The following is a 13,617-nucleotide window of genomic DNA, read 5'->3' on the forward strand; positions in this document are numbered from 1 at the left end:
TAATAATCTTAACATTTTTTTTGTAATTTATTTTTTTAATTCCGTTACATTTACACTTTATAAATTAAAATTCTTAATATGACAAATCACAAAACATTTTTATTAGCCGTTGTAGCAGGTGTTTTTTCTTTAACAGCTAGTGCTCAAGTTAAATTTTCAGCTAAAATTACAAATAAGCCAACAGATACCATTTATGTAAAATCAAGAGGCTTTAGCCAAATGATTGTGGCAGACAAAAAAGGCAATTTTAAGGCAACTTTTAAAGTAACAGACGGTATGTTTAAACTTGAAGTTGCAGATCAATATGGCGATTTGTATTTAACTAATACTTCAGATTTAGAAGTAACTTTAGATTATAGAGATTTTGACAACACCATTTCCTTTAAAGGAAAAGGAGCAAAGGAAAATATGTTTTTAGCTGCTGAAATGCTAAAACAACAAGATCAATCTGCTATTGAACCATTAATGAAAGCGGACAACTTAGAAACTTTAACTGCGGAAGTAGCCAAATACAAAGCAACTATTTTTGCTGCAATGCCTCAAGGTTTAGATGCAGGTTTTGTAGCTAAATATAAAGGAGATGTTGAAAATGGCATGAAAGGTATGATTCAATATTTATCAGCTGGTTTTGAATTGAAAAAATTAAACGGAACGGCATCTCCAACTTTTAAATATGAAAACCATAAAGGTGGATTTACTACTTTAGAAGATTTAAAAGGGAAATATATATATGTAGATGTTTGGGCAACTTGGTGCGGACCTTGTCGTCAAGAAATTCCTTTTTTACAAAAAACGGAAGTTGCCTATCACGGAAAAAACATCGAATTTGTAAGTATTTCTATTGATGTAATGAAAGACAGAGAAAAATGGAGCAAATTTGTAACAGAAAAAAACTTAGGAGGTATACAATTATTAGCAGATAAAGATTGGAAATCAGATTTTGTACAAGGATATAAAATCAATGGAATTCCAAGATTTATATTAATTAGTCCGGAAGGAAAAATTGTAAACGCTGACGCACCAAGACCTTCGTCACCTGAATTAGTCACTTTATTAGATTCGTTAGTAAAATAAATTTTCTGAACACATATTGATATAGTTTTTTCTAAAAAAGAGAAAACTATGTTTTTAAGTGTTTATTTTTTAATTTTGCATTTTAAACAAATAAACAAATGAAAGTAGCCGTTGTTGGAGCCACTGGGATGGTGGGTGAAGTAATGCTTCAAATATTAAAAGAAAGAAATTTTCCGGTAACGGAATTAATTCCTGTTGCTTCAGAAAAATCTGTAGGTAAAGAAATTGAATTCAATGGGGAAGCTTATAAAGTTGTTGGTTTACAAACCGCAGTTGAAATGAAAGCAGATATTGCATTATTTTCAGCTGGTGGAGAAACTTCATTAACTTGGGCACCAAAATTTGCAGCTGCTGGCACAACGGTAATTGATAATTCTTCAGCATGGAGAATGGATGAAACTAAGAAATTGGTTGTTCCAGAAATTAATGCGGATATTTTAACTGCATCCGACAAAATTATTCCAAACGCAAACTGTTCTACAATTCAATTAGTAATGGCTTTAGCGCCTTTGCATAAAAAATATAAAATTAAACGAATTATTGTTTCTACATACCAATCTATTACGGGAACAGGCGTAAAAGGTGTGCAACAATTAGAAAACGAATATGCTGGTATTAAAGGCGAAATGGCTTATAAATACCAAATTCATAGAAATGCCATTCCACAATGTGATGTTTTTGAAACCAATGATTACACCAAAGAAGAAATGAAATTGGTTCGTGAAACGCAGAAAATATTAAATGACAAAACCATTGGTATTACGGCAACTGCAGTTAGAATTCCAGTTGTTGGCGGACATAGTGAAGCGGTAAATGTGGAGTTTCATAACGATTTTGATATCAATGAAGTGCGATCACTTTTACACCATACACCAGGAATTACAGTTCAAGATAATTTAGATACGTTTACTTATCCGATGCCGTTTTACGCAGAAGGTAAAGATGATGTTTTTGTAGGACGTATTCGTAGAGATGAAAGTCAACCAAACACACTAAATATGTGGATTGTTGCTGATAATTTACGTAAAGGTGCCGCCACAAATACTGTACAAATAGCTGAATATTTAGTGGCAAATAAATTGGTATAATGCAAAAAAAATATGTAAAATATAATGTTCTGATGGCATTGGCACTACTTTTTGCCCTATGCTATCAGTCGTTACATATTTTTACAGATGAAGCCCATCATTTGAATGATGAGGTTACTCAAGAAAACACTTCTAAAACGCATTTTTCAAAAGGAAATCATAACGATTGTCCGGTTTGTGATTATGAATTTGCTGCCTTTTTAGCAGAAGCTGTTTTTGTAATTGATTTTAAAAATCCCAATCATACATTTCATTATTCTTCTATTTACGAGTCCTTTGTAAAAGAAAATGAATTTTTATATTTTTCCTATCGAGGTCCACCTGTAGTATAAGTTTTATTAAAGTAAATTTCAGCGACTGATTTCATGGATTATTACAGATTTAAAATCGTTTTAATCATTTTAATCTGTGGCTAAAAAATACTACAATTTAAATCAATAAATTTTAAACTTATACACATGAAAAAATATATTTTTCTCATCATTTTGATGGGCTTTATCTCTTTGGGCTATGCTCAAAACACTATTTCTGGAACAATTAAAAACCAAAATAACGCACCTATTTCTAATGTTGAAATTTCAATTTTAGACGCTACTTTACAAACAAAATCCAATGAAAACGGACAATTTGAAATTAAAAATTTACCAATTGGAAAAAGAACTTTAATTTTCAAAAAAGATAAATTCGAAATTAAATCTCAACAAATTTCAATTGGAAATCAAGAACAAAAAATTCTAGATATTATTTTAGAAGAGGAAGATCATCAAATCGATGAAATTTTAGTTTCTTCTCTTTTCAATAAAACTCAAAACGAAAATGTGGTTAAAATTGATCACATTAATTTAAAACAAATTCAGAACGAAGGTTTCGTAAATCTTTCAGATGCTTTAGCTACCAATCCAGGTGTCAATGTTATTTCAACTGGAGTTTCTATCGGTAAACCTGTTATTCGGGGATTGAGTGGAAACCGAGTTTTAACATACGCACAAGGTATCCGATTAGAAAACCAACAATTTGGTGAAGAACACGGTTTAGGTTTAAATGCAAACGGACAAGAAAGTGTAGAAATTATTAAAGGACCTGCCTCTTTATTATATGGTTCAGATGCCATGGGTGGTGTGTTGTATTTTAATCCAGAAAAGTATGCCGCCAATAATAAAACTGAATTAGCTGTAAATCAATTTGTAAATAGTACTACTCAAGGTATAAATACTTCGGTTACCTTTAAAAATTCTGTTGATAAATTTAAGTTTTTAGTTCAAAATAATTTTGCTTCACATGCCGATTATAAACTGCCAAATGGTGAAAGGGTTTTGAATACACGATTTACAGAAAAAGACTTTAAATTAGGCACGTCTTACGTTACATCTCGCTATACAGCCGATTTTAGGTATAATTTTAACGATTTAAATTTGGGTTTACCAGAAGAAAATTTAGAAAATTTTGGATTTAGAACGCCACTATTTCCGAGTCAGAAAATTGAAAATCATTTGTTAAGTTTTAACCAGAAATTATATTTTAAAAATTCAAAACTAGAAGCAACGGCTGGTTACGTGTTTAATGATAGAAAAGAATTGGAAAGTCAAGATGAAACGGCACTTTTTATGAAATTGAAAACATTTAATTACAATGTGCGTTATTATTTACCTGATTTTGGAAAATTTGAAACAATCATTGGTTTTCAAGGAATGAACCAAGAAAATAGAAATTTCGGCGAAGAAAAACTAATTCCGGATGCGAAAATTGACGACATTGGTTTCTTTGGAACTACCCAATATAAATTCAATAAAAATATTATCCAGTTTGGTCTGCGATACGATTTTAGAAATGTAACTACTAAAGCATTTGGAGAAAATGGAACAGAAGGCGCTTTTCAAGAATTAGATAAAAATTATGAAAGCGTAAATACATCTTTAGGTTTTAAAACGGATGTTACGGATAAAATTACTTCAAGAATTAATTTCGCAACTGGTTTTAGAGCTCCAAATTTATCCGAACTATCTTCAAACGGCGTACACGAAGGAAGCAATAGATACGAAATTGGTAATTCAAATTTAAAAACCGAACAAAATTTCCAAGTAGATTTAAATGTAGATTATAACACGGAACATTTTGATTTTTTTGCAAACGGATTTTATAATCATATCAATAATTATATTTTTATATCGCCGAACGGAAACACCATCGATGCTAATTTTGTGTATGATTATTTACAAAATAATGCTGTTTTATATGGTGGAGAAACCGGAATTCATTTGCATTTACATGAAATAGATTGGTTGCATATGACAAGTAGCTACGAAATGGTTATTGGCAAATTAGAAAACAATTTGAGCTTGCCTTTAATTCCTGCCAATCAATGGAAAAATAATTTTAGAGCGAATTTTGACGTGTCTAAAAACATCAAAAATAGTTTTGTTTTCTTGCAAGCGAATTATACTTTCAATCAAAATAAAATTGGAGATTTTGAAACCAAAACAAACGATTATCTTTTGCTTTCAACAGGAATTGGGACCGATATTCAGTTGAAAAAAGCCACATTTAATTTATTTCTTACTGCTACCAACTTATTAAATAAACAATATGTTGCCCATTTGTCTCGCTTAAAATCAGATGGAATTGATAACATGGGTAGAAATATTGTTTTGGGTGTAAATTTTAACTTGTAATTAAAAGCTATCAAAAAAGAAGGTGTTCTAAAAACTTGATTTTGTCAAACTGAACTCGTTTCAGTTTCTCTAAAAAATTAATTTGCAAATATTTATAGATTCCGAAATAAATTCGGAATGACAAGAATAGTGCTTTTGAACACCCTCTTTTTATTTATTCAAAGTAAATTTTCTGATGATGTAATTGAATATTTTATAACCAAAAATTCGTCTTAAAATTCGCATTATATTAGCATCAAAACCAATCGTATATCTTCTAAAATTTGTATTTGGGTTTTCGGCAATTTTAAATAATTTTTCAACAATTTGCTGAGGTAAATCTTGGTTTTTTCCTGATTTATCTATAAGTAATTTCGAAATTTTATCCATTAATTTATTATAAGATACTATTTCTGTTGTATCGCATTTTGTTACATTTTTTTGAAAAGAAGTGGGCGCATTTCCAAATTGTACAGTAGCCACACTAACATTAAAATCTACCAGTTCATAAGCCATACATTCAGAAAAACTTTCTACTGCTTGTTTGGTTGCATGATAAAAGTTACCTAACGGCAAATTTACCAAGCCAGCAACAGAGGTTATATTTATAAATTGTCCATATTTTTGTTGTCTGAATGTAGGGATAAATGCCCTGCAAACTTTTACAACGCCAAGCCAATTTAAATTTACAATATCATCAATTTTTTTGTCTTCTGATAGTTCTACGAAACTTCTGTAGCCCATTCCGGCATTGTTAATTACTGTATCAATTTTTGGATGATTTTCTAAAATAATTTTACTAGCCGATGCAATACTCTCCGTCGACGTAACATCCATTTCGTAACTAAAAATGTGAGGATAATCTTCAAAATCATTACTTTCAGAACTTTGTAGTAACGTAGCAATAACGGTCCAGTTATTTTTGGCAAAATACAAAGCAGTTTGTTTGCCAATTCCTCCACCAGCACCTGTTATTAATACAGTTTTCATGTTAATTGTTTGTTTATACTCAACCCTTTGGAGTAATTAGTCTTTAATTTAGCCACGAATTTCCGAATTTTTTTATACCAATTTCGATTTAATTCGAATTTTCATCAAAGATGAACTAATTTTTGAAATTATTTTTTGATTTTCGAGAATTCGTGGCAAAAAAAGAAATTAATTTTAGTAATTTCACCTGTTAATACTTCAATTTTGTCATTAAAATATAGCGGGCTATTCTACTTTGTTTTCGGCTAATGTAGGCAGAACCATTAGGACTAAATCTTCTTGGGTTTGGTAAAATTGCTGCAATCCCTGCGGCTTGCATTCGGGTTAAACTTTTGCAATTTTTTTTGTACCAATGTTGCGTGGCGGCTTCGGCACCATAAATACCATCGCCCATTTCAATGCTGTTTAGGTATACTTCAAGTATGCGCTCTTTGCCCCAAATTAATTCAATTAATACCGTATAATAAGCTTCTAATGCTTTTCGGAAATAACTTCTTCCTTGCCAAAGAAATATATTTTTTGCGGTTTGTTGTGTAATGGTACTTCCGCCTTTTAGTTTTTTACCTTTAAAATTTCCTACAGCCGCTTTTTGCATCGCTGAAAAATCCAATCCATAATGTTCAAAAAATCTACCGTCTTCACTGGCAATAACAGCTTTTTGTAAATTTTTAGAAATATTTTCTAACGGTACCCAATGGTGTTTGGTTTCGATATCTTTTCCTGCAGATTTATTTTCAAAATACCTAATTACCATAAGAGGCGTATAAGGCACGGGCACAAATTTATAAAGCACAACAAAAAACAAACTAATAATATTGAACCAAATAATTAGCTTCCAAAAGAAACGCATTATTTGTCCGAAAAATCCTTTTTTTCCAGTGTTTTTTGTTTTTATTGCTGCCATTTTTATATTAAATCTGCTACTTCTTTCCCAATTAAACTTCCTATGGCAACGCCCATTCCGCCCATTCTAACGCCGCAATATACATGGTTGCTTAGTTGTTGTACAATTGGATTTTTAGAATTTCCAATACCCATAATGCCACTCCAACTGTGTTCAATTTCAAAAGGGGTATCAGGCAAAATTACATTTTTTAGTAAATCTTGCAAGCGATTTTGAATTTTTTCGGTAGTTGCTAATGAAGTAGTGGTTTCCGCTTCAAAATCTAAGTTTCTGCCACCGCCAAAAAGCACTCTGTTATTTATATTTCTGAAGTAATAATACCCTTGGTCTAAGTGAAAAGTGCCTTTGATGTGTAAATTTTCAATTGGTTTGGTAATTAAAACTTGCGCTCTTGCGGGTTTGACTTCATTTTTAGTTAATTCGGAAGCAAAACCATTTGTTGTAAAAATTAGTTTTTTGGTTTTAAAAGTCACTTCGTTGGTTACCACTTCTAAACTATCATTTGTTTCTTGATAATCAGAAACGTTTTGATTATTTAAAATAAGAATATCATGAAAAGCTGCTTTTTTAAGTAAAGCTTGCATCATATTTCCAGTGTCAATTTGACCTTCAAAAGTATTAAAAATCAAATGTTCAAACGTGTTTTTAAATTTAAAACTATCATTTACTTTAGTATACACATCCGATTTGAATAAGGGTCGAACGACATCGTTTATTAATGGAATTTTGGATATACAATCGCTATAAAGCGCTTCGTCTTCTTTCAGAAACAATTCGTAACCGCCTAAAGGTTGGTAAGCTATGGCGGCATCACCTAGGTTTTTACGAAGCAGTTGCAAACCAGCATATCTTTTTTGAATCAGTTGGATAACTTCTTCTTCGGTATGTGTTTTTAAATCGTCAAGAATTTCGGAAACACTTCCAAAACAGGCAAAACCAGCGTTTTTGGTACTGGCGCCTTGAGGCAAAACCCCTTTTTCTAAAACTAAAATTTTGGCTTCAGGAAACCGCTCTCTTAACCGAATAGCAGTGTGCAAACCTACAATGCCGCTGCCTACTATGGTGAAATCCACGTTGGAGAACCAATTTTTTATTTCCCAATAGCTCAGTTGCATACTTTGTTTTTTATAGTTCCTATCCGTTGGACATGTATGAAAAAACACGACCCATAACTTTTACAAAAATAGAGAAATTATGCAGTATCAAAATATTTTTGGTGCCAATTTTAATTTTAATAGTTTTTTTAATTTTAAGGGAATTGCTTCTGCCATCAGAATGGGGTTATTGTTTTCATCATAACATTTGTTGCAAAATATTATTTTCTATTAATTGAAAATCTTTACTAAAATTTGAGAATTCGCCAGACAATAGCAATGTGAGGTACTTCCAAATTAAAAATATTTTTAGTTTTATTTTTTTTTCGTTAAAAATACTATCGATACTAAAATTAAACCTCAAATATTGTCCTAATTTTTAATTGTAACCTATGAAACATCTCTCAAAAATTTTGCTTTTTGGTTGTCTATTGACCACTTATTTTTCAAACGCCCAAGACATTCTTTGGGAAAAATCCTATGGCGGCAAACATGCCGAATATTTATTTGATGCACAACCCACTCCAGATTATGGTTTTATTCTGGCAGGAAGTTCCATTTCTGGAAAAACGGGTAATAAAGAAGACGCAAATAAAGGCGATTTAGATTATTGGCTTTGGAAGATGGATGAAAAAGGCGACTTGGATTGGCAAAAAAGCTTTGGTGGTTCTGGAGTTGATTTATTATATAGTGTGAAACTGACTTCTGATGGGGGTTTTATTTTAGCAGGTATTTCAAATTCAAACAAAGGTTTGGATAAAAAAGAAGATGCCAAAGGTCAAGATGATTTTTGGATAATAAAATTAGATGCCAAAGGAAATGAACTTTGGCAACAAACCATTGGCGGTAGTGGACAAGAAAAACTACAAACGATTTGCCAAACTAAAGACGGAGGTTATGTCATTGGAGGTACTTCTGCTTCTTATAAAACAAGAAAAGATGACAAAGGCGTGCTGGATGTTTTTGGTAAGACGGAAGATACACGCGGTAATTTAGATTACTGGATTGTTAAATTAAAAAAAGACGGAAAAATAGAATGGCAAAAAACACTAGGCGGCATCTATGTAGATGAATTAAAAGACCTAGTGGTTTTACCCAATGGTAACATTTTAGCAGGTGGCTATTCAAATTCGCCACAATCTGGAGATAAAACGCAAGACAATTATGGTATGGGTGATTTTTGGTTAGTTGAACTTTCTAATAAAGGCGAACTGGTATGGCAACAAACCATTGGAGCGGAAGCCGATGATAATTTATTTGCTATTGAAGTAACCTCTGATGGTGGTTTTATAGTAGGTGGTAACTCAAATTCCGCTAGTTCTAATATGAAATCAAAAGCAAGCAAGAAGGGTAGTGATTTTTGGATTTTGAAATTTGGCACAGATAAAATGCTACAATGGCAAGAGACTTATGATTATGGTACTAGAGATGTGTTAACCTCAATAGTAGAGAATAAAGACGGTTCGTTTTTAATTGGCGGGTACGCACAATCCGAACAAACCAATGAAACGACTGCTAAATTTAAAAAAGGAGATAAGGAAGGCATAAACGATTACATCGCATTAAAAATCAAGGCAAACGGCGAAGAAATTTGGACACAAACTGCTGGAAGCAAAGGCGAAGAAGTAATGAAAAAACTTTTTGAAACCCGTGATGGCGGTTATTTATTGGCAGGAACATCCAATGGAACCGCTTCAAAACATAAAAACAGTACAAAAGGTGGCGCAGATTTTTGGGTGGTAAAAATGATAGACAGAACCAAACCGGAGAAGGAAAGACAACTTATTGAAGCCATACCAAACCCAGCGGTGACCTTTACCAATGTGATTATAGGATTTGAATACGAAAATGGCACCGCCAACTTGTACGATATTAGCGGACGACTTTTGCAAACCCATAAACTTGATGGCAGCAGAACCCTACCCGTTGAAATGACCAGTTACCCAACAGGAATATACATAGTAGAATTGGTAACCGATAAAGAAAAAAATAGTGTTAAAATATTAAAGAAGTAAAATAAGACCAAGTGTGTTTTATTAATAAACATAAAATAGATAAATAATTATTTAACAAATAATCTAGACAAATGAAACATTCAATAAATATATATATTACATTTTTTTTATTGTGTAGTAGTAACTTATTTTCTCAAACCGCTAGTAGTATTAAATATCCAACAGCTGGTAATATTTATGAATTCTCTAAATATATTGAAACACCAGTGAATGAGTATAGAGGATTAATTAACATTGAAGTACCATTGCATAATATAGAAATTGATGGCATTAATTTTCCTTTAACTGCCAGAAATTATACTGGTGGAATAAAAGTTAATGAAGAAGCTGGATTAATTGGTTTAGGCTGGAGTATAGATATGCCAAAAATTGTACAAGAAATTAATGATATTAATGATTATGGTGCATCCACTATACATTCTAAGTTACCTCCTTTTCAAGGCAACCCCGCAATCCCTAGTTTAGGACCTTATAAGACAGGGGTATATCAAATGTGGAATGCTAATATGAATGGTGTTTATCCGTTATCAGGAATTCAAACTGAACCATATTTTTACGATGTGGTTGGAGATGTATTATTAGACCATGATGGGAAATACAGCTTAAATAATAAATACTATTATCAAATTTATGAACAGGGTAGTAGTTTTGACACGGAGTCAGATATTTTTACAGTAAATTTATTTGGTGAAACTATCAAGTTTACCACAAAAAACAGCGAAAGAAACCCAATAGGAATGAGTGGAACAACACCATTTGAATATAAAGAAATTACAATAATTAATGGTAAGAAAGAATATAAAATTGAAACTATTAACGAAAACACAGCTTTACTAAAGATAAAAGGCTTTTTGATTACTGATAACAAAGGAAATAAATTTTATTTTGATAAAGTAAATAAGCATCTAATTTATCCAAGTCTTTCAGATAGTAGAAACGTAATATTCAGCTTAACAAAAATAATTACTTCTAAAGGAAATGAAATGGTGTTAAGTTATTCTAAAATTGAAAACTATTTTGAAATGCCCTCGTATGTGAAAAAATACATTACCTGTATTGGAGGTTATGCAGAATCGGGACCATTACAATGGTTAATAGGAAGTAATGGGTTTTATACTTCTGTTAATCAGGGAGGTTCTAACCTAGTAAATTGCCAATTAAATCAACAGCTTACTGACCCATATGACCAACATTTGATAAATAATAATACTGAAGATATTGTAACCCAAATTAAAACTAGTAATGAAACCGTCAACTTTAATTATGACTCAAGAGTGGATATTTTAAATTATAAAAAAATAAGTTCCATTACAGTAAGCAATAATACGAGCATAATAAAAAATATAAATTTTAATTATGATTATTTTGTTACAAATTATACATCAAATTGTTTTCCTATAGCTGCAAATAATTATGCTCCAAATTACCTTCAAACACTAGAGGAAAGAAGGAATAAAAGATTAAAATTAATAGATATACAAGTCAATGATGAAAAATATAGTTTTGAATATTTTGACAATTTAATTCCTGCAAAAAACTCTTTTTCTACTGATTTTTGGGGCTATTTTAATGGTGTTAATAATGTTAGTTTTAACCCACCAATTAATTTAGTACTAGTAGGCAATACCTATTTGAATAATAATTCTACCAATAATTTTAATGCAAATTTAGAATTTACCAAAACATTTACCCTTAAAAAAATTATTTATCCCACAAAAGGATATAGTGAGTTTGTATACGAAAATAACGTGTTTGATCGTTTGTTTCTTCAAGAAAATTTACCAATTATTAACACAGGTGCAGGTTTAAGAATTAAAGAAATTAATAAATTTAATTTTGATGGACAATTAATGAAGAAAATAAATTATAATTATTTTGGAGGTAAGACTGTATCTAAGAGAATATTATCTAAAACAAAATATACTAAATTATGGTATATAGAAGGTGGTTGCAGTGTTCAAATACAAGAGAGTGAGGTTTTAGAAGTTAGCTTAAATAACAATGTAAATATATCATCCCTTAGTGAGCAAGATTATATTGGGTATGATAAGGTAGAAATTTCAGAGTTAAATAATGGAAAAATTGTAAAAACATTTTCAAATAATGTAAATAAGTATGTTTCAGAAATGTTTTCTTTCAATAGAAATTTCTTAAAAAATGGCACGCTTTTAAGTGAAAGTATTTTTAATTCCTTAAATGAAAAACAAGTTGAAAAAGTATTTTTTTATGACAATGTAGTTGTTAACGAAAATATATATAATATGAAGGTGGCTAGTAATGATTTATATTGTTATCATTCATGTACTGGAAATCTGTTTGATAATTTGTCTGGCCAAAATTATGATATTGAATACTATACAACTAACAAATATTTATTAACATTTTATCCAGTTTTTGATTCTTATACTAGAATAAAAGAAACTAGAACAACTGAGTTTTTTAATAATTCATCTAAAACGATTTTGGAAAGATATAGTTATGATAGTTATAATAATCTCGCTAATAAAAGACAGGTTTTAGCACCGAACACCTTACTGAGTGAAGAGAGTGTAGAATTTACTTACTTAACTAATTCTACACATTTACAAAAAAATTATTTGTCATATCCAAAAAATATTAAAAATTATGAAAATACTATTTTTAAAAATAGAATAGATTTTGATTATAATTTAATTAATAATTCAATAAATAAAAATAAAGAAACTATTCTATTTGAAGATAATGCTAATTCTTTATATAAAAAAACTATTTATTTTGACTTATATGATGATAAGAACAACGTAGTTCAATATCACAGCGAGAATGATATTTCCACTGCTATCATTTGGGGTTATAATAAATCATATATTATCGCAAAAATTGAAAACATCCAATATACTTCCATTCCTGCATCTATTATAAATAACCTACAAAATTTATCAAATACTGGAACAGAGGCAAATTTAATAACTGCTTTAAATATTTTAAGAGGTTCAATTTTTCCCAACGCTTTAGTAACTACCTATACCCACAAACCATTAATAGGAGTAAGCACCATTATCGACCCTAAAGGCGACAAACAAACCTATCATTATGATAGTTTTAACCGACTTCAATTTGTAAAAGACAGTAGCGGCAATATTTTAAGTGAAAATGAATATCATTATAAAAACTAATTGGACATGAGAAAAATACTATACCTATTATTGCTACTACCTATATTAGCAATAGCCCAAAGCCCCGACCAAAATTGGATTAAAACCAAAACCTACAAAGAACCTACTTTAAACGCATTGGTAACACCCACACCTGTACAAGCGGTTACTCAGGTAAGTTATTTTGATGGGTTGGGACGTTCGATACAACAAGTGGCACATGCCCAATCCAACACGGGTAAAGACATTATAACACATATTGAGTATGACGCTTTTGGCAGACCTGCTAAAGAATTTTTACCTTATGCCAATCAAAGCGCAAGCTTAAACTTTAACGCGAGTGCGAACTCGGATTTGTTGGGGTTTTATAATACCAATGGCTATGAAGACACAATCAATCCTTATAGTCAAAAACAATTTGAAGCTTCTCCGTTAAACAGAGTATTAAAACAAGCAGCCCCAGGCAATGCGTGGTCAATGGGGAGCGGTAAAGAAATTAAATTCGACTACAAACTTAACGAACAAAGTGATTTAGTATATAAATTTGTAGCAGATAGACAGTTTGATACCGCCAATATGGTTTATAACTATACTTTAGTTTGCCAAGGCTATCACCCGAATAGTACAGTCTATAAATCCATTGTTAGAGATGAAAATTGGACCACTAGTT

General features: G+C 31.0%; 10 protein-coding genes. 7 read left to right on the top strand and 3 right to left on the bottom strand.

Annotated elements, in window-relative coordinates; genetic code table 11:
• The first annotated feature begins 78 nt into the window (after positions 1-78).
• The 4 genes from ACIQ2I_RS01935 to ACIQ2I_RS01950 all read left to right on the top strand — a co-directional run bounded on the left by ACIQ2I_RS01935 (position 79) and on the right by ACIQ2I_RS01950 (position 4,831).
• Positions 79-1,074 (top strand): TlpA family protein disulfide reductase, encoded by a 996-nt coding sequence (locus ACIQ2I_RS01935; RefSeq protein ID WP_396180750.1) that lies wholly within the window; start codon positions 79-81, stop codon positions 1,072-1,074.
• A gap of 98 nt (positions 1,075-1,172) precedes the next feature.
• Positions 1,173-2,162: an aspartate-semialdehyde dehydrogenase gene (locus ACIQ2I_RS01940; protein WP_396180751.1), complete on the top strand. Its 990-nt coding sequence runs from the start codon at positions 1,173-1,175 to the stop codon at positions 2,160-2,162.
• Positions 2,162-2,494 carry a hypothetical protein gene (locus tag ACIQ2I_RS01945; RefSeq protein ID WP_396180752.1) on the top strand — a complete coding sequence of 111 codons (333 nt, stop codon included), beginning with the start codon at positions 2,162-2,164 and terminating at the stop codon, positions 2,492-2,494. Before ACIQ2I_RS01940 ends, ACIQ2I_RS01945 begins: the two co-directional genes overlap by 1 nt.
• A gap of 126 nt (positions 2,495-2,620) precedes the next feature.
• Complete coding sequence (locus ACIQ2I_RS01950) at positions 2,621-4,831, top strand: TonB-dependent receptor domain-containing protein (RefSeq protein WP_396180753.1); 2,211 nt, start codon at positions 2,621-2,623, stop codon at positions 4,829-4,831.
• 150 nt (positions 4,832-4,981) lie between these two features.
• Here the strand turns inward: ACIQ2I_RS01950 and ACIQ2I_RS01955 are convergent, their stop codons facing one another.
• The 3 genes from ACIQ2I_RS01955 to ACIQ2I_RS01965 all read right to left on the bottom strand — a co-directional run bounded on the left by ACIQ2I_RS01955 (position 4,982) and on the right by ACIQ2I_RS01965 (position 7,819).
• Entirely contained in the window at positions 4,982-5,800 is an 819-nt protein-coding gene (locus tag ACIQ2I_RS01955) for an SDR family NAD(P)-dependent oxidoreductase (RefSeq protein WP_396180754.1), read from the bottom strand.
• Positions 5,801-5,990: 190 nt separating this feature from the next.
• A complete protein-coding gene (mtgA, locus tag ACIQ2I_RS01960) occupies positions 5,991-6,704 on the bottom strand; it encodes a monofunctional biosynthetic peptidoglycan transglycosylase (RefSeq protein ID WP_396180755.1) in 714 nt (237 codons plus the stop codon).
• Positions 6,705-6,706: 2 nt separating this feature from the next.
• On the bottom strand, positions 6,707-7,819 hold the full coding sequence (locus ACIQ2I_RS01965) for an NAD(P)/FAD-dependent oxidoreductase (protein WP_396180756.1): 1,113 nt from the start codon (positions 7,817-7,819) through the stop codon (positions 6,707-6,709).
• A gap of 371 nt (positions 7,820-8,190) precedes the next feature.
• On the opposite strand from ACIQ2I_RS01965, the gene ACIQ2I_RS01970 reads away from it, so the two are divergent.
• The 3 genes from ACIQ2I_RS01970 to ACIQ2I_RS01980 form a co-directional block, all read left to right on the top strand.
• Complete coding sequence (locus tag ACIQ2I_RS01970) at positions 8,191-9,813, top strand: T9SS type A sorting domain-containing protein (protein WP_396180757.1); 1,623 nt, start codon at positions 8,191-8,193, stop codon at positions 9,811-9,813.
• 71 nt (positions 9,814-9,884) lie between these two features.
• Positions 9,885-12,968, top strand: coding sequence for a hypothetical protein (locus ACIQ2I_RS01975; protein WP_396180758.1), 3,084 nt, complete (start codon positions 9,885-9,887; stop codon positions 12,966-12,968).
• Between the two features lie 6 nt (positions 12,969-12,974).
• The coding region (locus tag ACIQ2I_RS01980) for a DUF6443 domain-containing protein (protein ID WP_396180759.1) at positions 12,975-13,617 on the top strand (643 nt) is incomplete at its 3' end.

It is taken from the genome of Flavobacterium sp. (genome assembly GCF_044368995.1).
Taxonomy (GTDB): domain Bacteria; phylum Bacteroidota; class Bacteroidia; order Flavobacteriales; family Flavobacteriaceae; genus Flavobacterium.